At 57.1% G+C, this 23,056-nt stretch carries 19 protein-coding genes; 10 read left to right on the forward strand and 9 right to left on the reverse strand.

The annotated features are described in order from the left end of the window. The 3 genes from dksA to thpR form a co-directional block, all read right to left on the reverse strand. Window positions 1–456 (reverse strand): RNA polymerase-binding protein DksA, encoded by a 456-nt coding sequence (gene dksA / locus H7K52_RS09325; protein ID WP_008925615.1) that lies wholly within the window; start codon window positions 454–456, stop codon window positions 1–3. A 247-nt stretch (window positions 457–703) separates the two neighbouring features. Beyond that, on the reverse strand, window positions 704–1,408 hold the full coding sequence (sfsA, locus tag H7K52_RS09330) for a DNA/RNA nuclease SfsA (RefSeq protein WP_008925616.1): 705 nt from the start codon (window positions 1,406–1,408) through the stop codon (window positions 704–706). Further along, a complete protein-coding gene (thpR, locus tag H7K52_RS09335; RefSeq protein WP_039658734.1) occupies window positions 1,386–1,943 on the reverse strand; it encodes an RNA 2',3'-cyclic phosphodiesterase in 558 nt (185 codons plus the stop codon). The genes sfsA and thpR overlap by 23 nt, the downstream gene beginning before the upstream one ends. Before the next feature lie 30 nt (window positions 1,944–1,973). Here thpR and hrpB point away from each other — a divergent pair, with 30 nt between their 5' ends. The 6 genes from hrpB (at window position 1,974) to fhuB (ending at window position 13,200) form a co-directional block, all read left to right on the forward strand. Next, window positions 1,974–4,457: an ATP-dependent helicase HrpB gene (gene hrpB, locus H7K52_RS09340; RefSeq protein ID WP_182629967.1), complete on the forward strand. Its 2,484-nt coding sequence runs from the start codon at window positions 1,974–1,976 to the stop codon at window positions 4,455–4,457. A gap of 98 nt (window positions 4,458–4,555) precedes the next feature. Further along, window positions 4,556–7,087, forward strand: a complete 2,532-nt coding sequence (gene mrcB / locus H7K52_RS09345) for a bifunctional glycosyl transferase/transpeptidase (RefSeq protein WP_008925619.1) — start codon at window positions 4,556–4,558, stop codon at window positions 7,085–7,087. A 199-nt stretch (window positions 7,088–7,286) separates the two neighbouring features. Next, window positions 7,287–9,494 (forward strand): ferrichrome porin FhuA, encoded by a 2,208-nt coding sequence (gene fhuA, locus H7K52_RS09350; protein ID WP_182629968.1) that lies wholly within the window; start codon window positions 7,287–7,289, stop codon window positions 9,492–9,494. Between the two features lie 43 nt (window positions 9,495–9,537). After that, on the forward strand, window positions 9,538–10,332 hold the full coding sequence (fhuC, locus tag H7K52_RS09355; protein WP_039658726.1) for a Fe3+-hydroxamate ABC transporter ATP-binding protein FhuC: 795 nt from the start codon (window positions 9,538–9,540) through the stop codon (window positions 10,330–10,332). A 10-nt stretch (window positions 10,333–10,342) separates the two neighbouring features. Beyond that, window positions 10,343–11,221, forward strand: a complete 879-nt coding sequence (gene fhuD / locus H7K52_RS09360) for a Fe(3+)-hydroxamate ABC transporter substrate-binding protein FhuD (protein WP_008925622.1) — start codon at window positions 10,343–10,345, stop codon at window positions 11,219–11,221. Beyond that, complete coding sequence (gene fhuB, locus H7K52_RS09365) at window positions 11,221–13,200, forward strand: Fe(3+)-hydroxamate ABC transporter permease FhuB (RefSeq protein ID WP_008925623.1); 1,980 nt, start codon at window positions 11,221–11,223, stop codon at window positions 13,198–13,200. The genes fhuD and fhuB overlap by 1 nt, the downstream gene beginning before the upstream one ends. A gap of 46 nt (window positions 13,201–13,246) precedes the next feature. Here fhuB and hemL read toward each other — a convergent pair whose 3' ends face one another. Then, window positions 13,247–14,527, reverse strand: a complete 1,281-nt coding sequence (hemL, locus tag H7K52_RS09370; protein WP_182629969.1) for a glutamate-1-semialdehyde 2,1-aminomutase — start codon at window positions 14,525–14,527, stop codon at window positions 13,247–13,249. A 203-nt stretch (window positions 14,528–14,730) separates the two neighbouring features. Between hemL and erpA the strand changes: the two genes are divergently transcribed. Then, on the forward strand, window positions 14,731–15,078 hold the full coding sequence (gene erpA, locus H7K52_RS09375; RefSeq protein WP_008925625.1) for an iron-sulfur cluster insertion protein ErpA: 348 nt from the start codon (window positions 14,731–14,733) through the stop codon (window positions 15,076–15,078). A gap of 30 nt (window positions 15,079–15,108) precedes the next feature. Here the strand turns inward: erpA and H7K52_RS09380 are convergent, their stop codons facing one another. From H7K52_RS09380 to mtnN, 3 genes are all read right to left on the reverse strand, one after another. Next, window positions 15,109–15,360: a hypothetical protein gene (locus tag H7K52_RS09380; RefSeq protein ID WP_008925626.1), complete on the reverse strand. Its 252-nt coding sequence runs from the start codon at window positions 15,358–15,360 to the stop codon at window positions 15,109–15,111. A 122-nt stretch (window positions 15,361–15,482) separates the two neighbouring features. Further along, window positions 15,483–16,277, reverse strand: a complete 795-nt coding sequence (btuF, locus tag H7K52_RS09385) for a vitamin B12 ABC transporter substrate-binding protein BtuF (RefSeq protein ID WP_140033800.1) — start codon at window positions 16,275–16,277, stop codon at window positions 15,483–15,485. Beyond that, window positions 16,270–16,968: a 5'-methylthioadenosine/S-adenosylhomocysteine nucleosidase gene (gene mtnN, locus H7K52_RS09390; RefSeq protein WP_008925628.1), complete on the reverse strand. Its 699-nt coding sequence runs from the start codon at window positions 16,966–16,968 to the stop codon at window positions 16,270–16,272. The genes btuF and mtnN overlap by 8 nt, the downstream gene beginning before the upstream one ends. A gap of 92 nt (window positions 16,969–17,060) precedes the next feature. Between mtnN and dgt the strand changes: the two genes are divergently transcribed. From dgt to H7K52_RS09405, 3 genes are all read left to right on the forward strand, one after another. Further along, window positions 17,061–18,551, forward strand: a complete 1,491-nt coding sequence (gene dgt / locus H7K52_RS09395) for a dGTPase (protein ID WP_008925629.1) — start codon at window positions 17,061–17,063, stop codon at window positions 18,549–18,551. Between the two features lie 133 nt (window positions 18,552–18,684). Further along, window positions 18,685–20,130 (forward strand): serine endoprotease DegP, encoded by a 1,446-nt coding sequence (degP, locus tag H7K52_RS09400; RefSeq protein WP_008925630.1) that lies wholly within the window; start codon window positions 18,685–18,687, stop codon window positions 20,128–20,130. 184 nt (window positions 20,131–20,314) lie between these two features. Beyond that, complete coding sequence (locus tag H7K52_RS09405) at window positions 20,315–21,472, forward strand: CdaR family transcriptional regulator (RefSeq protein WP_078804726.1); 1,158 nt, start codon at window positions 20,315–20,317, stop codon at window positions 21,470–21,472. Between the two features lie 60 nt (window positions 21,473–21,532). On the opposite strand, the gene H7K52_RS09410 is transcribed toward H7K52_RS09405, so the two are convergent. After that, window positions 21,533–21,925, reverse strand: coding sequence for a DUF3461 family protein (locus H7K52_RS09410; RefSeq protein WP_008925632.1), 393 nt, complete (start codon window positions 21,923–21,925; stop codon window positions 21,533–21,535). A 224-nt stretch (window positions 21,926–22,149) separates the two neighbouring features. Further along, on the reverse strand, window positions 22,150–22,974 hold the full coding sequence (gene dapD / locus H7K52_RS09415; RefSeq protein ID WP_008925633.1) for a 2,3,4,5-tetrahydropyridine-2,6-dicarboxylate N-succinyltransferase: 825 nt from the start codon (window positions 22,972–22,974) through the stop codon (window positions 22,150–22,152). Window positions 22,975–23,056: the final 82 nt, after the last annotated feature.

Consider the following 23,056-nt stretch of genomic DNA (forward strand, 5'->3'; position numbering starts at 1 on the left):
TTAGCCGGCCATTTGTTTCTCACGAATTTCTGCTAACGTCTTACAGTCGATGCAGAGATCGGCAGTAGGACGCGCTTCGAGACGGCGAATACCAATCTCAACGCCACAGGAATCGCAATAACCGAAGTCGTCATCTTCGACTTTCTTCAGCGTCTTCTCGATCTTTTTGATCAGTTTACGTTCGCGATCGCGGTTACGCAGCTCCAGACTGAATTCCTCTTCCTGCGCGGCACGGTCAACCGGGTCCGGGAAGTTAGCGGCTTCATCCTGCATATGCGATACAGTACGATCGACTTCGTCCCGCAATTGATTACGCCAGGCTTCCAGAATCTTGCGAAAATGGGTCAGCTGCGCGTCGTTCATATACTCTTCGCCTGGCTTCACCTGATAAGGTTCAACACCAGCGATAGCGAGAATACTCAGGGACGATGTTTTACGGTTTTGACCTTCTTGCATGTTGCTTCTCCTGGATAACACGCACTATACCCTCTGACTTCCGTCTCGCAGTGGCGTTGCTGCCAGCCTGCATTTAACGTCTGCGGGGTACATCGATCCCCCATTGGGGAAAAAAACAGGCCGCTATAAATAACAGAAGCAGTCAGGGTTGGCAATTCTTCATGAACACACCTTGACAAGCCTGTGAGGAACAGCGTATTCAGCCCTTAGCTCAGAACATTCTTAACACATAAAATTGCAAAAGATATTACAAGGTTACGTTGATCGGCGATTTAAGAAACATTCCCTCCGCCGATAAGTCTGCCTGATACGCTAAAATCTCTACGCCTTCCTGTTGCGCCTGAGCCAGTTGTTCTGCATACACCGCATCAATGTGGCGTGCCGGGGAAACGTCCTCAATCCCCGAGTGCAAAACGGCAAACAACAAAACGGCCCGATGACCCTCTGCTGCAACTGTCGCCAGTTCACGCAGGTGCTTCTGTCCTCGAATCGTCACCGCATCCGGAAAATAACCTTTTCCTTCATGGAGAAGGGTTACGGATTTCACCTCAATATAGCAGTTGCGCCGGGCATCTGCCTTGAGCAGGAAATCAATTCTGCTTTTTTCACTGCCATATTTTACTTCCGCCTGACGCTGGGAATACCCCGCCAGCGCGGGCAGCCTGTTTTGATCCAGCGCTTCAGCCACCAGCTGGTTAGCGCGCAGGGTATTGACACAAATCCAGTGGCCCTGCTGCGTTTCGGTCAGCTCCCAGCTGTGAGGGTATTTGCGGGTCAGGCTGTCGGACGTTGAATACCAGACCCGATCGCCCGGCGTAGCACAGCCCGTCATGGCGCCGGTGTTGGCACAGTGGATCGTCAGAACCTCACCGTCCGGCGTCATAACATCGGCAAGGAAACGTTTGTAACGGGCAATCAGGCGGGCGGGTTTAAGAGGAGGAGAGAAGTGCATGCGGATCCTGAGACGTTAATGGCCAGCTGGCCAGAGCGCGATAGCGGGTGCGGCCCCGGGAATATTCAGAGGCAAACAGGGAAAACGTGGAGACGTGAAAACGCCAGTGAAAGCCGCGTGGCGGTAACGCAACCGGCTGAGTGGCATGGCGTAACAGCGTGATATGTGGATGAAACGGCTGCGGACTCTGGTAACAGCCATGTCGGGCGGCCTGCGCACGGAGCAGGCTGGCGAGCTGCAGCAGACCCCGTGGTGCGCGCTGGCAACCCAGCCAGACCACGCCCGGACGTGGCCAGTGTCCGGCATCATCCAGGTCGAGATCAAAACCGGGCTGGATAATGCGGGAAGCCAGCGTTTGCAGTTGCTGGGAGGTTTGCGGCGCGACCTCACCCAGAAATGCCAGCGTCAGATGCAGATTCGCTGCGACCACTGGCTGGCCCGCCTCGGCAGGAAAGTTGTCTGCCCGCCAGTGCACCAGCTGCTGCTGCATCTCGTCAGGCAGGCTGATGGCAAAAAATAAGCGTTGTGTCGCCATGGCGCTCTCCGGCAAATATCACGTGCTACAATGCGCGCCATCTTAGCACAGGCAGAAGCGGAGTTTGCTGTGAGCGATTTACCGGTCAGCGTGGTGCTGCCTGACATCCTGGCGGCGCTGTGTGACGCCTCTCAAATCCTGCTGGCCGCGCCCACCGGCGCGGGAAAATCGACCTGGCTGCCCTTGCAGTTACTACAGCATGCAGCCTTGCCGGGACGAATCATTATGCTGGAGCCACGCCGGCTGGCGGCGCGTAATGTCGCGCAGCGGCTGGCGGAGCAGCTCGGTGAGCAGCCGGGAGCCACGGTGGGGTTCAGGATGCGTGGCGAAAGCTGCGTCGGGCCACAGACCCGGCTTGAAGTGGTGACCGAAGGCATGCTCACGCGCATGCTTCAGCACGATCCGATGCTGGAGGGCGTGTCGCTGGTGATCCTTGATGAGTTTCACGAGCGCAGCCTGCAGGCCGATCTGGCGCTGGCGCTGCTGCTCGATGTGCAGCAGGGGCTGCGCGACGACCTTAAAATCATGCTGATGTCCGCCACGCTGGATAATGCCCGACTGGCGGCGCTGCTGCCGGATGCGCCATTGATTGTCTCAGAAGGGCGCAGCTATCCGGTTGAGCGTCGTTATGCGTCGCTGAATCAGAACGTGCGTTTTGAAGAGGCGGTCGCGCGTGAAGTCGCCCAGCTGCTGCGCGATGAAGCCGGATCACTTCTGCTGTTTCTGCCGGGCTTGGCGGAAATTGAACGGGTGAAACGCGAACTGGAATCACGCATCAGCGACGACGTGGACCTGACACCGCTCTATGGGGCACTGCCGCTGGCGGCGCAGCGCCGGGCGATACTTCCCGCTGCTGCCGGACGCCGCAAAGTGGTGCTTGCCACCAATATCGCTGAGACCAGCCTGACCATTGAGGGGATCCGGCTGGTGGTCGACAGCGCGCTTGAGCGCAGCGCTCTGTTTGACGCCCGCAGCGGCGTGACGCGGCTGCAGACCCAGCGAATCAGCCAGGCATCCATGATCCAGCGTGCAGGTCGCGCCGGGCGACTGATGCCGGGACTCTGTCTGCATCTGTTACCGCAGGAGCAGGCATCCCGTGCGGCGGCGCAGAGCGAACCGGAAATTGTGAACAGCGATCTCTCGTCGCTGTGGCTGGATCTGCTGCAGTGGGGCTGTACCGAGCCGCACCAGTTACAGTGGCTGGATCAGCCGCCCGCCAGAAATCTGGATGCCGCAAAACAGCAGCTGACTCGCCTGGGTGCGCTGGACAGCAACGGCCTGCTCAACACGCTGGGACGGCGCATGGCGCAGCTGGGCTGCGATCCCCGACTGGCTGCTATGCTCTGTGCCGCAGGCGATGAACCGGATGCGGTTGCCAGCGCCGCGCTGCTGGTGGCGATTCTGGAAGATCCTCCGCGTAGCGGCAGTGCCGATCTGCGGGATGCCCTGCATCGGCCACAGTCTCCATGGCAGCGACGCGCGCAGCAGTGGCAGCAACGACTCAAAATTCGTGGCGGACGGGTCGATGAAGATCGTTTCGCTGGCTTGCTGGCGGCAGGTTTTGGCGATCGGCTGGCGCGGCGACGTGACCAGAGTGGCCGTTATCAACTGGCCAACGGCCTGGGTGTCAGACTGGATGAGCAGGATGGCCTGACACGCAATGAATGGCTGATTGCGCCTGCTCTGTTACAGGGCAGTACCACGCCGGATGCCCGGATGTTGCTGGCGCTACCGGTCGACATTGAGACGTTGTGCCAGCAGCAGCCCGCATTGATTGAGCGCCGTACTGAAGTGGAGTGGGACGAAGAGAAAGGCACACTGCGCGCGTTCAGACGCGAGCAGATTGGCGCGCTGATACTGAAGACCCAGCCGATGGCGCGCCCGGAACCGGCGGTGCTGCACGCAGCCATGTTGCGCTGGATTGCCGAAAAAGGTCTGTCGGTGCTGGGCTGGACGCCGGATGCCGAACAGCTGCGCCTGCGCATCCAGTGTGCGGCGCAGTGGTTGCCGGAAGAGAGCTGGCCCGCCACAGACGATGAGAGCCTGCTTAAGAGCCTGCCACAGTGGCTATTGCCGCAGATGTCAGCAGTGCGCGATCTCCGCAGCCTGCAGGCGGTGAACCTGACGACGGCACTCTTACATTTACTCACATGGTCGCAACGTCAGCGGCTGGATACTGTGCTGCCAACTCATTACACTGTGCCGACCGGAAGCCGGCTGCCGATCCGCTATGATGCGGACAAGCCGCCCGCGCTGGCGGTCAGGATTCAGGAGATGTTTGGTGAGGCGACGAATCCTGCCGTGGCGGAAGGACGTATTCCGCTGGTGCTGGAGCTGTTATCGCCCGCCCAGCGCCCATTGCAGATCACCCGCGATTTGGCGGCGTTCTGGCGCGGTGCCTGGCCTGAAGTCAGGAAAGAGATGAAGGGGCGTTATCCTAAACATCCCTGGCCAGAGGATCCGGCCAATGCCTTGCCAACAAGGCGAACCAAAAAAATGTCCCCGCAGGGTTGAGTCCGCTGGATCGAATTCAGAGGGTTCTGCCATGCGGCACGCGAGAAAGCAGTTAGAGTAGCGGCGCTGCCGTAAGCACTGCCTGGAGAAAAAAAGTCATGTCTGGGAACGATCGCGAACCAATAGGGCGCAAAGGTAAACCGTTGCCGCCGCGCAGCAGTGCGGGCCGGGGACGACGCAGGGATATCGAACAGGATATCGATCAGGACGATTTTAATGATGACGAGGAGGAAGCGCCGGTGCCACGTAAAGGTAAAGGTGGAAAACCGCCGCGCGGCAAACGCCGTTGGCTGGGATGGTTAATTAAACTGTTCCTGGTGTTTGTGGTGGTCATGGTCGCATGGGGCATCTACCTCGACTCAGAAATTCGCAGCCGTATTGACGGTAAAGTGTGGCAACTGCCCGCGACCGTCTATGGTCGCATGGTCAGCCTGGAACCGGGTATGGCCTACAACAAAAGTGAAATGGTGGCGCTGCTGGAAGGAACCCAGTATCGCGAAGTCTCCCGAATTACCCGCCCTGGCGAGTTTTCGGTGAAGGGCAACACCATCGATCTGCTGCGTCGCCCGTTTGATTTCCCCGACAGTAAAGAGGGACAGATCCACGCGCGCATGAGCTTCACGAAAGATGAGCTGAGCGAGATTAAAAACCTCGAAACCGGCCGTGATTTTGGCTTTTTCCGCCTCGATCCACGCCTGATCACCATGCTGCAGTCGCCGAATGGTGAACAGCGTCTCTTTGTGCCACGCGCCGGTTTCCCGGATCTGCTGGTCGATACGCTGATCGCTACCGAAGATCGCCATTTCTATGAGCACGATGGCATCAGCCCGTACTCCATTGGTCGCGCCTTCCTGGCGAACATCACGGCCGGGAAAGCGGTGCAGGGCGGCAGTACGCTGACCCAGCAGCTGGTGAAGAACCTGTTCCTCACCAACGAGCGTTCATTGTGGCGTAAAGCGCGTGAAGCCTATATGGCGGTGATCATGGATGCGCGCTACAGCAAAGATCGCATTCTGGAACTCTATCTGAACGAGGTCTATCTCGGTCAGGCAGGGAGTGATCAGATCCGCGGCTTCCCGCTGGCGAGCCTTTACTACTTTGGCCGCCCGGTGGATGAGCTCAGTCTGGATCAGCAGGCGATGCTGGTTGGCATGGTGAAAGGTGCGTCGCTCTATAACCCGTGGCGTAACCCGAAACTGGCGCTGGAACGACGCAACCTGGTGCTGCGCCTGTTGCAGCAGCAGAAAGTGATCGACCAGGAGCTGTATGACATGCTGTCGGCGCGTCCGCTGGGCGTGCAGCCGAAAGGGGGCGTGATCACGCCGCAGCCTGCCTTTATGCAGATGGTGCGTAACGAGCTTCAGGCGAAACTGGGCGATAAGATTAAAGATCTCTCCGGCGTGAAAATCTTCACTACGCTGGATCCGGTGTCACAGGATGCAGCCGAAAAAGCCGTTATTGATGGTATTCCGACGCTGAAAAAACAGCGTGGCCTGAAAGATCTGGAAACCGCGATGGTGGTGGTTGACCGCTTTAGCGGTGAAGTCCGCGCCATGGTCGGCGGTGCCGATCCGCAGTACGCCGGTTACAACCGTGCGTTACAGGCGCGCCGCTCTATTGGTTCACTGGCGAAACCCGCCACCTACCTCACCGCGCTGAGCCAGCCAAACAGCTACCGGCTGAACAGCTGGATCGCCGATGAGCCGATTGCGCTGAAGCAGCCAAACGGCAGCGTCTGGAAACCGATGAACGACGATCGTCGCTTCAGCGGAAAAGTGATGCTGGTGGATGCGCTGACCAACTCCATGAACGTGCCGACGGTTAACCTCGGTATGACGCTGGGGCTGGATGCGGTGGTGGATACCTGGAGCAAGCTGGGTGTGCCGAAAGATCAGCTGCATCCGGTTCCGGCGATGCTGCTGGGTGCCATGAACCTGACGCCGGTTGAAGTGGCGCAGGCGTTCCAGTCAATCGCCAGCGGCGGTAACCGCGCATCGCTCTCTGCAGTACGTTCGGTGATTGCGGAAGATGGTAGCGTGCTCTATCAGAGCTATCCGCAGGCAGAACGGGTTGAACCCGCGCAGGCGGCCTATCTGACGCTCTACACCATGCAGCAGGTTGCTGACCACGGTACCGCCCGTGCACTGGGTGCGCGCTTCCCGAATGCGCATCTGGCCGGTAAAACCGGCACCACCAACGACCTGGTCGACAGCTGGTTTGCCGGTATTGATGGCAAAGAAGTCGCGATCACCTGGGTGGGGCGCGATAACAACCAGCCGACCAAACTCTATGGTGCCAGTGGCGCGATGCAGCTTTATCGTCGTTACCTCGACATTCAGGCACCGATGCCGTTGCAGCTGACGCCACCGGAGGATGTGTCGATGATGAATGTCGATTCAGCCGGTAACTTTGTCTGTGGCACGGGCAGCAGCACCTGGCGTTCTCTGCCGGTGTGGGCGCTGGATCCGAATGCGCTGTGTCAGCAACAGCAGCAGCAGGTTCAGCAGCAGCAACAGCTGTTTGATCAACAGCAGCAGCAGCAGCCGCAACAACAACCGGCCCAGCAACCGCAGGAGCAGAAAGACAGCGACGGCGTAGCAGGCTGGATCAAAGATATGTTTGGCAAATAAATCAGTCAGACAGGTTTATAAGGGCGCTTCGGCGCCCTTTTTTTGTTGCTGATTAATACGCATCAATCGCCCTGCAAACGGCGTCACGACTGGGATTTCTTCTTGCAGTGTCCGCTGAAGTTCGCATATTATCTAATCCGTTATAATAATCATTATCGTTTCGATTCGCCCTTAAGGGCCTATTTTCTGAGACACATTTATGAATGCGCGAACGACTTTTGCAGCCGACACCAAAAAAACATTTTCCCGACCGCTTCTGGGCATCATGATCTCTCTCAGTCTGAGCACCTCACTTTACGCCGCACAGGCGGAGACGATGGTGGTTTCAGCGGATGGCGGCAGCGGCGCCGAGGCGGAAAGCGCCTGGGGCCCGGCACCCACTGTGGCAGCCAAACGCAGCGCCACCGGTACGAAAACCGATACGCCGATTGAAAAAAATCCGCAGTCTGTCTCCGTGGTCACCCGCGAAGAGATGGAAATGCGCAATGTCACCAGCGTGAAAGGGGCATTTAACTATACGCCTGGCGTACTGACCGGTAACCGTGGCAGCTCAGATGTGATTGATGCGTTGTCGATTCGCGGCTTCAGCGAAACTAATACCAATCAGTATATGGATGGCCTGAAACTGCAGGGGGATAACTACTCTGAGTTTGCTATCGATCCTTATTTCCTGGAGCGCGCCGAACTGCTGCGCGGTCCGGTATCGGTACTCTACGGCAAAAGCAATCCTGGCGGTGTGGTCTCGCTGGTGAGCAAGCGTCCGACCCAGGAAACCCTGCGCGAAGTGCAGTTCCAGATGGGCAACGATAACCTCTTCTCGACTGGCTTTGACTTTGGCGGCGCGCTGGATGATGACGGTGTCTACAGCTATCGTCTGACCGGTCAGGCGCGCAGTCAGGATGCGCAACAGGCGATGAACAAAGAGAAGCGCTACACCATCGCACCGGCTTTCAGCTGGCGTCCCGACGATCGCACTCGCGTTGACCTGCTGACCTATTTCCAGAACGAGCCAGAAACCGGCTACTACGGCTGGCTGCCGCGTCAGGGCACCGTAGTGCCTATCACCCGTGCCGATGGCAGCCAGTACAAGCTGCCGACCAACTTCGATGAAGGCGAGCAGAGCAACAAGATTTCACGCACCACCAAAATGGTGGGCTATAACGCCGAGCACAGCCTCAACGACACCTGGACGTTGCGCCAGAACCTGCGTTACGCCGACCTGCGCACCGATTACCGCAGTATCTATGGCAATGGGTTTACCCCGGAGACTCAGGAAATTACCCGTGGTTCGGCCGTTTCCCATGAGAAGCTCAACCAGTTGGCGGTCGATACCCAGGCGCAGGCGAAGTTTGCCACCGGCCAGGTTGATCATACGCTGCTGCTGGGGGTGGACTTCCAGCGGACCCGCAATGATATCGACGCACAGTTTGGCTCGGCATCGAACCTGAACGCGGTAAATCCGCAATATGGCGATAACAGCGTCACACCTTTTGCCGATCCTTATCAGCATCTCAACAAGCAACGTCAGACCGGCCTCTATACGCAGGATCAGATGGAGTGGAACCGCTGGGTGCTGACGCTGGGCGGCCGATACGACTATGCCATGAACTCGGTTTACGATCGGGTGACGGACACCGTTGATCGCCAGAACGATCAGGCCTTTACCTGGCGTGGTGGTCTGAACTACGTGTTTGATAACGGCATCGCGCCTTATTTCAGCTACAGCGAAGCCTTTATTCCAAATGCCGGATCGACCTTTGATGGCCAGGCATTCGATCCGTCGCGCGCTAAACAGTATGAAGCGGGCGTGAAGTACGTACCTAAAGATCGTCCGGTTGTGCTCACCGCAGCCGTTTTTCAACTGACCAAAACCAAAAACCTGACGGCCGATCCTGATACGTTCAATCATCCGTTTGCCAGCGTGCAGAGCGGTGAAATCCGGTCGCGCGGCGTAGAGCTGGAAGCGAAAGCGGCGCTGAATGCCAACGTTAACCTGACGGCGTCCTACACCTATACCAATGCGGAATATACCGAAGATACGCAGCTGAAAGGCCGAACGCCGGTGAGCGTCCCTAAAAATATGGCCTCACTCTGGAGTGACTACACCTTCCACGAGACAGCCCTGTCGGGTGTGACAGTGGGCGCGGGTGTGCGTTATGTCGGCGAGAGCCAGGGTCTCTACAGCACCGGCCCCGAGCAGAACCAGAACTTTAAGGTTGCCGGTTACACCACGGTAGATGCGGCGCTTAAATATGACCTCGGTCGTTTCGGTCTGCCGGGCTCAACGGTGGGCGTTAACGTCAACAATCTGTTCAACCGCGAGTATGTCGCCAGCTGCTACCGGGAATACGCCTGCTACTGGGGCGCGGAGCGTAAGATTGTCGGCACCGCGACCTTCAGATTCTGATTTAACCGGGCGCTTCGGCGCCCGTTCGTTCACAGGGATAACCATGCCGCATCCGCACGCAGAAGAGGCGACTTTTACGCTGGCAAACGCCAGTTTTGAGGTGCCCGGCCGCACTCTCCTTCAGCCACTCTCGCTGACCTTTCCACCCGGCAAAATGACCGCGCTGATTGGCCACAACGGTTCCGGTAAGTCGACGCTGTTGAAAATGCTGGGCCGTCATCACGTGGCCAGCGGCGGAGAGGTGCTGCTGAATCAGCAGCCGGTCGGGCGCTGGAACAGCAAAGCGTTTGCCCGCGAGGTGGCCTATCTGCCGCAGCAGTTACCGGCAGCCGAAGGGATGACGGTGCGTGAACTGGTGGCGATTGGTCGCTATCCCTGGCACGGCGCGCTGGGCCGTTTCGGGCAGGACGATCGGGACAGGGTAGAAGATGCGATTGCCCAGGTCGGACTCAAGCCCTTTGCCGGACGACTGGTGGATAGCCTGTCGGGCGGTGAGCGTCAGCGTGCCTGGCTGGCGATGATGGTGGCACAGAACAGCCGCTGTCTGCTGCTGGATGAACCGACGTCGGCGCTGGATATCGCCCATCAGGTTGAGGTACTGGCGCTGATAAAAGATCTGAGCCAGCAGCGTGGCTTAACCGTGATTGCGGTGCTGCACGATATCAATATGGCAGCCCGCTACTGCGATCATCTGGTGGCACTGCGTCAGGGCGCGATGATTGCCGAAGGTAACGCGCAGGCGATTATGCAGCCTGAGGTGCTCGGCGCGATCTATGGCATCCCGATGGGCATTTTACCGCATCCGCAGGGCGGCGCGCCGGTCAGTTTTGTCTGTTAAGGAAAGGATGATGCCCGATCTTTATCGCCGCCGACTGTTGCTGGCACTCGCGGCCTCGCCACTGTTTTGTGCACTTCCCCTGCGTGCTGCCACGCCCAATCCGGGCCGGATTATTGCACTGGAGTGGCTTCCCACCGAACTGTTGATCGCTCTGGGCGTTACGCCCTGGGGCGTGGCTGATCTGCACAACTACAATATCTGGGTCGGTGAACCACCGCTGCCTGCGGACGTGATCGATGTGGGTCTGCGCACCGAACCTAATCTTGAGCTGATGGCACAAATGCAGCCGTCGCTGATCCTCTGTTCAAATGGCTATGGCCCGCCTGAAGAGAAACTTACACGCATCGCACCGATCATGGGCTTTGACCTTCACAGCGGCGACGGGAAACCCTTCACCGCCGCGCGGGCATCGCTGCGTAAGCTGGCGGCGAGACTTGGATTACGCGATCGCGCTGAGCAACATCTGCGCGAGGTCGATGCGCAACTGGCACAGGCGCGTCAGCGGCTGGCGCCCTATGCCGGACGCACGATTCTGCTGATGTCGCTGCTCGACAGCCGTCACGCCATCACCTTTGGTAAAAACAGTCTGTTCCTGGAAGTAATGACGCTGCTGGGCCTGAAAAATGGCTGGCAGGGCGAAACAAATTTCTGGGGTAGCGCGGTAATCGGCATCGAGCAGCTGGCGCAGGCTGGAAATGTGGATGTCATCTGTTTTGATCATGACAATGACGCAGAGATGCAGCAGTTGATGCGCAGCCCGCTGTGGCAGGCCATGCCGTTTGTTCGCACCGGACGCTTTCAGCGCGTCCCTGCAGTCTGGTATTACGGTGCTACGCTTTCGGCGCTGCACTTTGTTCGCGTGCTGGAACGCGCGCTGGAGACGCACTGATGCGCCATGCTCTGTTTCCCGCAGGTCTCCTCAGCCTGCTGTTTCTGCTCTCACTCAGCCTGACGCTGGTTAATCTGCACCATGCGCTGCCGCAGCATGAGTGGTGGCAGGCATTCTGGTCACCGACGGTCGATAGCCTGCCGCAGATGGTGTTTCACTACAGCCTGCTGCCGCGCACGGCGCTGGCGCTGCTGGTGGGCGCCGGGCTGGGGCTTGCCGGTCTGCTGTTTCAGCAGATATTGCGGAACCCGCTGGCCGAACCCACCACGCTGGGTGTCTCTTCCGGCGCACAGCTGGGCATTACCGTGGCGACGCTGTGGCATCTGCCGGGCGGCGCGCTGACACAGCAGTTTGCCGCGCTTGGCGGAGCGTTGCTGGTGGCCGCGCTGGTGTTTGGTGTGGCCTGGGGCAAACGTCTGTCGCCGGTGACGCTGATTCTGGCCGGGCTGGTGCTGAGCTTCTACAGCGGTGCGGTAAATCAAATCTTCGCTATCTTCAATCACGATCAGCTGCAGAACATGTTTCTGTGGAGCACCGGCGCGCTGAATCAGATGAGCTGGGAAAATGTGCAGCAGCTCTGGCCGCGCCTGCTGCTGGCGTTTCTGCTGGCGCTGGCGCTGCTGCGTCCGCTGACACTGATGGGGCTGGATGATGGTGTAGCAAAAAATCTGGGGCTGGCGCTCTCGGTGGCGCGTATCGGTGGCCTCGGGCTGGCAATCCTGCTTAGTGCACAGCTGGTGAATGTCGCTGGTATCATCGGTTTTATCGGACTGTTTGCGCCGCTGCTGGCGAAGCTGCTGGGTGGTCGACGGCTCCTCAGCCGGATGCTGCTGGCACCGCTTACCGGCGCGCTGCTGCTGTGGCTGGCCGACAGTTGCGTGTTATGGCTTAGCGCACACTGGCGCGATATCCCGACCGGAACGGCCACGGCACTGCTCGGTGTACCCATTTTGTTGTGGCTGCTGCCGCGACTGCGTACGGGTTCAGTGCCGCCCGCCCTGAATCAGGGCGACAACGTACCCGCCGAGCGACAAAACCTGTTGCGCTGGACGCTGACGGGTCTCGCGGTGCTTGCCCTGCTGGTGTGGGGTGCGCTGGCGTTTGGGCGTGATGCGCTGGGCTGGGTCGGGTCATCGGGCGAGATGCTGCACTCTTTGCTTCCGTGGCGTGCACCGCGCGTGCTGGCTGCGCTGGTGACCGGCCTGATGCTGGGCGTGGCGGGGAGCCTGATCCAGCGGCTGACCGGTAATCCTATGGCCAGCCCGGAAGTGCTGGGCATCAGTTCAGGTGCCGCCTGTGGCGTCGTCGTCATGATGTTCTTTGTGCCGGGCGATGCGATGGCATGGCTGCTGCCCGCCGGTGCGATGGGGGCCGCGCTGACGCTGCTGGTGATCATGGCGGTAGCCAGTCGTGGCGGCTTCTCACCTGAGAGAATGCTGCTGGCGGGTATGGCGCTTAACAGCGCCTTTGTCACCCTGCTGATGCTGCTGCTGGCAAGTGGCGATCCCCGCATGGGCGGGCTGCTGAGCTGGATCTCCGGCTCAACCTATAACATCAGCGGCAGTCAGGCGATCCAGAGCGCACTCTGTGCGCTGCTGCTGGTCTCGCTGGCACCACTGGCGAGCCGCTGGCTGACGCTGCTGCCGCTGGGAAGTGCTACCGCACGCTCGGCCGGCATGGCATTAACGCCCGCGCGGCTGAGTCTGCTGCTGCTGGCAGCCGCGCTGACCGCCAGCGCAACGCTGACTATTGGTCCGCTGAGTTTTGTTGGATTAATGGCGCCGCACATGGCGCGCATGCTGGGGTTCCGGCGTGCCTTGCCGCAACTGCTGCTGTCGGGATTACTGGGGGCGGGACTGATGGTGCTGGCTGACTGGTGCGGGCGGATGCTGGCATTCCCGGATCAAATTCCTGCCGGGCTGATGGCGACATTTTTAGGTGCACCTTACTTTATCTGGTTGCTGCGTCGTTCAGGTTAAAAAAAAGACCAGCGCAAGCCGGTCTTCATCTTTAACGTTACCGAAATTACAGCTTCGCGAAACAACGACGCGCGGCATCAACCGTGCGCTGAATATCCTCTTCGCTGTGCGCCAGTGACATGAAGCCCGCTTCATAAGCTGATGGCGCAAAGTAAACGCCTTCCTCCAGCATCAGATGGAAGAAGGTTTTAAAGCGTTCCACATCGCAGCGGGTCACATCGGCGTAACAGGTCACGCTGTCAGCATCGGTGAAGAACAGGCCAAACATCCCGCCAACATGGTTAATCACCAGCGGAATATTTTGCTGTTGTGCGGCTTCGCGCAGACCCTCTGCCAGCTTGCGGGTCAGGGTATCAAGCTTCTCGTGCGTGCCCGGCTGCGCGATCTGCGTCAGGCAGGCAAAACCGGCAGCCATCGCGATTGGGTTACCGGAGAGCGTTCCTGCCTGATAAACCGGGCCGGTCGGCGCCAGTGCAGCCATCACGTCGCGACGGCCACCGAATGCACCGACTGGCATCCCGCCACCGATAATTTTTCCGAGACAGGTCAGGTCAGGAAGCACATTGTAGTGAGCCTGCGCGCCACCCAGCGCCACACGGAAGCCGGTCATCACTTCATCGATAATCAGCAGTGCGCCGAACTCATCGCAGAGCGCGCGCAGGCCCGGCAGGAATTCTGGCTGCGGCGGGATGCAGTTCATATTACCGGCAACCGGCTCAACGATGATGGCAGCGATGGCATCAGGATATTGCTCGAAGGCGCTGCGCACGGAGTCGAGATCGTTGAAAGTGCAGGTCAGGGTATGTTTAGCGAAATCTGCTGGTACGCCCGGCGAGTTTGGCTGACCCAGCGTCAGGGCACCGGAACCGGCTTTCACCAGCAAATGATCGGCATGGCCGTGATAGCAGCCTTCAAACTTAATAATTTTATCGCGGCCGGTAAAGCCTCGAGCCAGACGGATTGCGCTCATGGTCGCTTCGGTACCGGAGTTAACCATCCGCACCATCTCCATGCTCGGCACCAGCTCACACACCAGCTGCGCCATGGTCACTTCCATTTCGGTCGGTGCGCCAAAGCTCAGGCCGCGCTGGGCTGCTTCGATCACCGCATTACGGATCGCCGCGTTGTTATGGCCCAGCACCATCGGTCCCCATGAGCCGACATAGTCGATATAGGCTTTGCCATCAGCGTCATAAAGATACGCACCATCAGCATGTTCAATAAACAGTGGAACGCCGCCCACACCGGTAAATGCGCGTACTGGCGAGTTTACCCCACCCGGAATCAGGCGTTGTGCCTCGGCAAACAGTTGTTCGGACTTACTCATTTTCGGCTCCAGCGTTTCAGAAAAATATGGCGCCATTCTACGGAAGAGCAGCAGCAGACGAAAGGTGGATTCACCCACAGCGTCCTGAACGGAGGGGAAAGCGGCACAGAGTGCGAAGGGCAGAGCTTGATTGCGCTGAGGTGCTGACTGATAATAGCGTTATTAAGGTCGTTTTCTGACCTGGGCGTTTACCGGAGTAAAACATGAGTGATGAAGTAGTAGCACTGCCGTTGCAGTTTACCGACGCCGCAGCCACCAAGGTGAAAAACCTGATTGCCGATGAAGAGAACCCGGCGCTGAAACTTCGCGTCTATATCACCGGTGGCGGTTGCAGTGGTTTCCAGTATGGCTTTACGTTTGACGACCAGCTGAACGATGGCGATATGACAATTGAAAAGCAGGGCGTCTCACTGGTCGTTGATCCAATGAGCCTGCAATATCTGGTGGGCGGTTCGGTTGATTATACGGAAGGCCTGGAAGGATCGCGCTTTATCGTGACCAACCCGAATGCCAAAACCACCTGTGGCTGTGGCTCATCCTTCAGTATCTGATCGCGCAGGCCGTCACTCCGACGGCCTCATTTACCACTCTATTGTGACCAGCCGGTTACTCTGCTTCAGGCTTCCCTGCGATTGAATCTGACTTTGGGTTACGCGTGGCTGCGCGCTTGCCTGTCTGCCACAGTTGATTTGCGGCAAAAGCGGACCGTTAGCCGTGTTGATTTCACAGCGTGAATAGATGACAAGCCTGGCGCCTATAGAGCCATTTATCGATCCCGCAAAAGCAGATCCGGTGATCAAAAGCCCTATGGCCAGCAGCAGTGCTCTGGTCATATAAGGTTCCTGGTGTTTTAAAAAGCGCCGCGGCGCTAAAAGGACGGTGAGCATACGTGGCCCGCTCGTCTCTGGTATTGATTAACGGCAAAAAAGGCTGTTTCTTTAATCGATGCGTGGACTTATTGTGCGGGATGCAACGCGGAACAGAGTTGCTGCGCCGCCAGCAGCAGCCGCGGACCCGGCCGGCTTAACCAGTCCTCGTTAATGGCGATCACCGGCACCGTGAGCTGTGGACGCCAGAAAGCACGAATGTTCTCCGCCTGCTGTGCACCTCCGGCTATAACCACGGCCTGAGGATGGCGCATCAGCACCTGCTCACGGCTGACCTGCGGCCAACTGACGCGGCTGTCAGCAAAAATATTCCTGCCACCACATAACGTAATAACTTCATTTTGCAGCGTGGCTCTGGCGGCGGTAAAAAGCGGCTGCTGACCAAACTGCAAAAAAAGCGGAACCGCAGTCAGATGAGTATAGCGCTGTCGCAGCACCGCTGCCTGCTGTCGTAGCGCTCTGGCCGCGCTGGCGGCCTGCTCTGGCCTGGGACTCCAGCGGCCCAGATCGGCCAGTGCCGTGAACATCTCATCCAGTGTCAGTGGATCAATCCATTTAATGGGTACGCCGAGCTGCTGCAACTGCTCAATCTGCCGCTGCGGATTACCGCCGCGCCAGGCCAGGACCAGATCCGGCTTGAGCTGCAGAATACGCTCGGCTTTGATGCCCTGCCAGTTGGCGACCTGTTCAATCTGTTTCGCCTGCGGCGGATAGTCGGACCAGGCGCTGACTGCGATCGGCGTAATCCCGGCAGCAAAGGCGAGTTCGGTAAGGTGTGGAGCGAGGGTGATAACACGCGGTGGGGAAGCGAGCAGGCTGCCGCTTAATAGCAGCAGCCAGCAGAACAGCAGCGTTTTAGCCACGCGCCAGATGCGCCAGCAGGTTCTCCACCATCAGCGACGATTGCGTCGCTGCAACGCTCAGGAATTCATCAAAGCTAAGGTGCGATTCTTTATCGGCCACGTCTGAAATCGCGCGGACCACCACAAACGGCACCTGGAACTGATGACAGACGTGACCGATAGCGGTCGCTTCCATCTCAACCGCAATCGCCTGCGGGAACAGACTACGAATGCGCGCCAGCGGCTCAGCGCCATTGATAAAGGCATCACCGCTTACCACCAGACCGCGTACAGCATTCAGGTCCAGCTGCTTAATGCAGGCTTCGGCAGCCGCGATAAGCTTGCTGTCTGCCACAAACGCAGCAGGGCAACCCGCCATCTGGCCTGGCTCATAACCAAAAGCGGTGACGTCAGCATCGTGATAACGCACTTCATCTGATACCACGATATCGCCGACGCTCAGTGACGGTGCTAAACCGCCTGCCGACCCGGTGTTGATCACCACATCCGGCTTGCAGAGCTGCAGCAGCAGCGTGGTACCCAGCGCGGCAGAGGTTTTACCAATGCCCGATTTCAGCAGTGCCACTTCAACGCCCTGCAGGGTGCCGGTATAGATTTCACAACCCGCCAGTGTCAGCGTTTGACGGTTTTCAATTTTGTCACGCAGCAGTGTGACTTCCTGCTCCATCGCGCCAATAATGCCTGCTTTCATAGTGAGTTCCGCTAATGTAAAGAATCAAAATTTAGGGCATAGTCTACCATGGCATTCAGGGGATTAATTCACGAAAAAGTCAGGGGTAATTCATGTCGGCGATCAATTTCAGGAAGAAGATCAGCTTCTCACGCCCTTATAACAGCCGAAAAGATCCGGAAGGTGAATATTACATTACCCGCCATTTTGAGAGCGACCGTGGACGAATTATCAACTCGGCCGCTATCCGGCGTCTGCAGCAGAAAACGCAGGTCTTTCCACTGGAGCGCAACGCCGCCGTTCGCTCCCGCCTGACGCACTCGCTGGAGGTGCAGCAAACCGGGCGCTACATCACCAAAGAGATTCTGCAAACCCTGAAGATGCAGGGCGGGCTGGCGCAGTATGGACTGGATGAGATGGAAGGCGCGTTTGAAAGTCTGATCGAGATGGCGTGTCTGCTGCATGACGTCGGTAATCCGCCGTTTGGCCATTTTGGCGAGGCCGCCATTAACGACTGGTTTGAAGAGAACCTCTCTGCCGAACTGGTGGATCCGCTGGTAGCGGGCGTTGAAGGAGAAGAACAGCGGAAGGCTTTTGATCAGCTGAATGCCATGATCCGCCAGGACCTCTGCCATTTTGAGGGCAATGCGCAGGCCATTCGTATGGTGCATACGCTGCTGCAACTCAATCTCAGTTATTCTCAGGTCGCCTGCATCCTGAAATATACCGCACCCGCCTGGTGGCAGGGTGAAAAACCTGCCGAATTTAGCGTCTTAATGAAGAAACCCGGCTTTTATCTCTCTGAGCAGGAGTATATTGCGGATTTACGTGCTGCCACCAATATGGAAGAACACCATCGCTTTCCGCTTACCTATATAATGGAAGCGGCGGATGATATCTCCTATTGTATTGCCGATTTGGACGACGCTGTAGAAAAAGATATCTTTAATGTTGAGAGTTTGTTTGAGTTTCTCAATAAAGCCTGGGGGCCGGTTAAAAATAATGACGCCTTCAGCCGGACTATTGGTGAAGCCTGGCGCGAAGCCTGCAGTAAAAAACGGCGAAGCCGCAGCGATCAATTTTTTATGTCATTACGCGTAAATGTTCAGAGCGTGCTGGTAAGTTATGCCGTGAAACGTTTCGTTGATAATCTGCCTGCTATATTCGATGGCAGTTTCAATCACGCGCTGCTGGAAGATGAGGGTGAAGAGGGCCGGTTACTGCAACTGTTTAAAACTGTTGCGCGCCAGCAGGTCTTTAATCACTCTGAAGTCGAGCAGCTGGAGTTGCAGGGATACCGCGTAATCAAAGGGCTGCTGGAGATCTATCAGCCGCTGATGCGCCTGAACTATGAGGCTTTCACCACGCTGATAAATGAAGACTTCCTGCGTCAGCATCCGATTGAAACCCGGCTTTTTCATAAGCTTTCTGGTAAACACCGTAAAGCCTATTTGCAAAAGATGCGTACCCTTGTGGTAGAGCATAAATATCAGCGGCTGCTGTGGGAACGTTATTATCGCTTCCGGCTTATTCAGGATTATATCAGTGGAATGACCGATCTCTATGCCTGGGATGAGTATCGCCGACTGATGGCTGTAGAATAAGCCGGCGTTTGTAAAGGCCGCGAATAAATTTTTACCTTTGACTTAAACTTTTAAAGGAATTTCGCGCTAAAACATTTATCTCACCTTTCGACCACAGCAATGGTCTGAACAGTAATCTTATCGAGAAATGAAAATGAAAAAAAAGACTTTAGTGTTAAGTGCGCTGGCGTTGAGCCTGAGCATGGCGCTCGCCCCAGTTACTGTTTTTGCTGCGCAAACGGCCTCTTCCGATAGCCAGCAACTCCCTAGCCTGGCGCCTATGCTGGAAAAGGTAATGCCGTCTGTGGTCAGTATCAGCGTTGAGGGTACCACCACCGTGAAAACCCCGCGCATGCCGCAGCAGTTTCAGCAATTCTTTGGCGACAACTCGCCCTTCTGCCAGGACGGTTCTCCGTTCCAGGGATCACCCATGTGTCAGAGCGGTGACGGCGCGGGCGGTAACGGTGGCGCGCCAGGCCCTGATACCCAGCAGGAAAAATTCCGGGCTCTCGGGTCGGGCGTCATCATCAACGCTGAAAAAGGCTATGTGGTGACGAACAACCACGTGGTGAACAACGCCACTAAAATTCAGGTGCAGCTCAGCGATGGTCGTCATTATGACGCCAAAGTCATTGGTAAAGATCCCAGCTCTGACATTGCACTGATTCAGCTGAAGGACGCTAAAAATCTGACTGCTGTGAAAATCGCTGACTCCGACAGCCTGCGCGTCGGTGACTACACCGTGGCGATCGGCAACCCGTATGGTCTGGGTGAGACCGTCACCTCCGGGATCGTCTCGGCGCTGGGACGCAGCGGCCTGAACGTGGAAAACTACGAAAACTTTATCCAGACGGATGCGGCAATTAACCGGGGTAACTCCGGTGGTGCGCTGGTTAACCTTAATGGTGAACTGATAGGGATTAACACCGCTATTCTGGCGCCGGATGGCGGCAACATCGGTATCGGCTTTGCTATCCCAAGCAACATGGTTAAAAACCTGACGGCTCAGATGGTTGAGTTTGGTCAGGTGAAACGTGGCGAGCTGGGCGTGCAGGGGACTGAACTGAACTCCGAGCTGGCAAAAGCGATGAAGGTTGATGCACAGCGTGGTGCCTTTGTCAGCCAGGTGCTGCCAGACTCTGCGGCGGCTAAAGCGGGTATTAAAGCGGGTGACGTGATTGTTTCAATGAATGGCAAACCGCTGAGCAGCTTTGCTTCTCTGCGTGCGGAAGTGGGTTCGCTGCCGGTTGGCACCACACTGAAACTGGGCCTGCTGCGCGACGGCAAACCCGTTGATGTCTCGGTTACCTTGCAGCAGAGCAGCCAGGCGAAAGTGCAGTCCGCCACCATTTACAACGGCATTGAAGGGGCTGACCTCAGTAATGTTGAAACCGGTGATAAAGGTGTTCGCGTGGATAATGTGAAACCCGGCAGCGCCGCAGCGCGTATCGGCCTGAAAAAGGGTGACGTGATCCAGGGAGTTAACCAGCAGCCGGTAACCAACCTCGGTGAGCTGCGAAAAGTCCTCGATACCAAACCAGCCGTTCTGGCGCTGAATGTGAAGCGCGGCGACAGCAGCATCTATCTGCTGATGCAGTAACGGTATAACAACTGTCCATGAGGCGGACTGCGGTCCGCCTTTTTTATGTCCGCTTTTCGCGCCGCCAGAGTGTGATGCTCTCCGCAAATTCGGTAAATGATTGCCCGGCTCTGTGCAGTTGCACAATGCTCTGCGCGCAACCCATGCGTATTCTGTTTCTCACCCTCTTTTCCAGGAGTAATGGATGGCTACCTATCACCTTGATGCCCGGCTGGCGCAGGATATCGTGGCACGCACCATGAAAATTATTGACAGTAATGTCAACGTGATGGATGCGCGGGGCCGGATCATCGGCAGCGGTGACCGGGAGCGTATTGGGGAGTTGCACGAAGGTGCGTTGCTGGTGCTCTCTCAGGGGCGTGTTGTCGACATTGATGAGGCGGTGGCTAAACATCTTCATGGTGTGCGGCCCGGCATTAATCTGCCGCTGCGCATCGACGGTGACATTGTCGGGGTCATTGGGCTGACGGGCGAGCCACTGGCGCTGCGGCATTATGGCGAACTGGTCTGCATGACCGCAGAGATGATGCTGGAACAGGCGCGATTGCTGCATATGCTGGCGCAGGACAGCCGTCTGCGTGAAGAGCTGGTGCTGAACCTGATCCGCAGCGATACCCTGTCGCCACAACTGACTGAATGGGCACAGCGCTTGGGCATCGATCTCAATCAGCCGCGTGTGGTCGCCGTGCTGGAAGTGGACAGCGGTCAGCTCGGCGTCGACAGCGCGATGTCAGAGTTACAGCAGCTGCAAACGCTGCTGACCACGCCGGAGCGCGATAATCTGATCGCTATTGTGTCGCTGACCGAAATGGTGGTGCTGAAGCCCGCACTGAATGGACATGGACGCTACGACCAGGAGGATCATCGCCGCCGCGTGGAACAGTTACTGCAGCGGATGAAAGAGAGCGGACATTTACGGATGCGTATCGCACTGGGCAACTTCTTTACCGGGCCTGGCAGCATTGCACGCTCTTACCGGACCGCACGCACCACAATGATGGTGGGCAAGCAACGTATGCCCGAGTTACGCAGCTATTTTTATCAGGATCTGGTGTTGCCGGTGCTGCTCGACAGCCTGCGTGGCGGCTGGCAGGCCAACGAACTGGCCCGGCCACTGGCGAAGCTTAAGAGCATGGATAACAACGGCTTGCTGCGACGCACGTTAATCGCGTGGTTCACCCATAATGTCCAGCCAAGCGCCACCGCGCGTGCGCTGTTCATTCATCGCAATACGCTGGAATATCGGCTAAACCGGATTTCTGAACTCACCGGACTGAATCTTGGCCATTTCGATGACAGGCTATTGCTCTATGTGGCTTTACAGCTGGATGAGCAGGGATAGGAGCCGAATTCAGGGCATAAAAAAGGCCAGCAAAACTGGCCTCTCTCGTCGGACAAAAAATTAACGGCTGTTACGGGTTAATTTTTCCAGATCCGATTCAATTTCAGTGATCTTGTGGGAAACCACGCTTTCCAGGTGACGCAGGTCATCCAGAATTTTGCGTTTCAGATCCACTTCAACCTGGTCACGCTGGCAAATCTGGTCCAGTTCATCGATGACATAACGCAGATTCGGGCTGATTTCCTGAACTTCTTTGTAGCCCTGGGTTGCGTGATCGGCAACAACAGTTTTGCGCTGACGCGGATATTTGAATTTGACGCTCTTTGCGAAAAACTCGCCTTTATCTTTGCGGAAGTAAATCTTCAGAATGTCGTTGTTGGCTTCCTGACGCAGGCTGTAGCGGTCAATGTCGTCCGGGTTACTGATACCTAAGCTTTTCAGATTGTCATACATAGCGTTGTTTCCATCAAAAGTGAGAAGCGCGCAGACTTGTTCATGACGTCCGTCAACTGTAGACATAAATAAGCGGGATGAACATTGCGCGACAGGATTTAACTGGCGCGGATTATGACCTGGATGAAAACTAAACGCACCAGTTAATTCGCGACGCGAAGCATGTTGTTCAGGAATAGCTGTAAAGAAAAGATGACGGGCTGCTTTCCAGCCCGTCATTTTACTCAGTCGATGGTGCGCAGCAGTTCGTTAATGCCGGTTTTACCCAGCGTCTTCGCATCCACTTTCTTCACGATCACGGCACAGTAGAGGCTGTAGCTGCCATCTTTAGACGGCAGGTTACCTGAGACCACGACGGAACCGGCAGGAACACGGCCGTAGTGGACTTCACCGGTTTCGCGGTCATAGATTTTGGTGCTCTGACCGATGTAAACGCCCATTGAGATCACTGAGCCTGCTTCAACAATCACGCCTTCAACGATTTCAGAGCGTGCACCGATGAAGCAGTTGTCTTCGATAATGGTCGGGTTTGCCTGCAACGGTTCCAGCACACCACCGATACCCACGCCGCCAGAAAGGTGAACGTTTTTACCAATCTGCGCACAGGAGCCGACAGTCGCCCAGGTGTCCACCATAGTGCCTTCATCCACGAAGGCGCCGATGTTGACGTAAGAAGGCATCAGGACCGTGTTGCGGGCGATATAAGCACCCTGACGAACAGCTGCAGGCGGCACGACGCGGAAACCCGCTTCTTTGAAACGCGCTTCATCCCAGCCAGCAAATTTCATCGGGACTTTGTCGTAGAAGCGGGTTTCTGAACCTTCCATTACCTGATTGTCATTAATGCGGAAAGAGAGCAGCACTGCTTTCTTCAGCCACTGATGCGTTACCCACTCGCCGTCGATCTTCTCAGCAACGCGCAGCTCACCGCTGTCCAGCAGGGAGATAACCTGGTTGATGGCATCGCGGGTTTCGCTGTCGACGCTGGCAGGGGTAATGTCAGCGCGACGTTCGAAGGCGGATTCAATAACGCTCTGTAACTGTTGCATATTTTTTTCCTGATCTGTCATGTGCGGTGCCGGACAACAGCCCGACACAAGTAAATAGAGTAATGTCTACAAATTGAATCTG

The organism is Pantoea hericii (genome assembly GCF_014155795.1).
Taxonomy (GTDB): domain Bacteria; phylum Pseudomonadota; class Gammaproteobacteria; order Enterobacterales; family Enterobacteriaceae; genus Pantoea; species Pantoea eucalypti.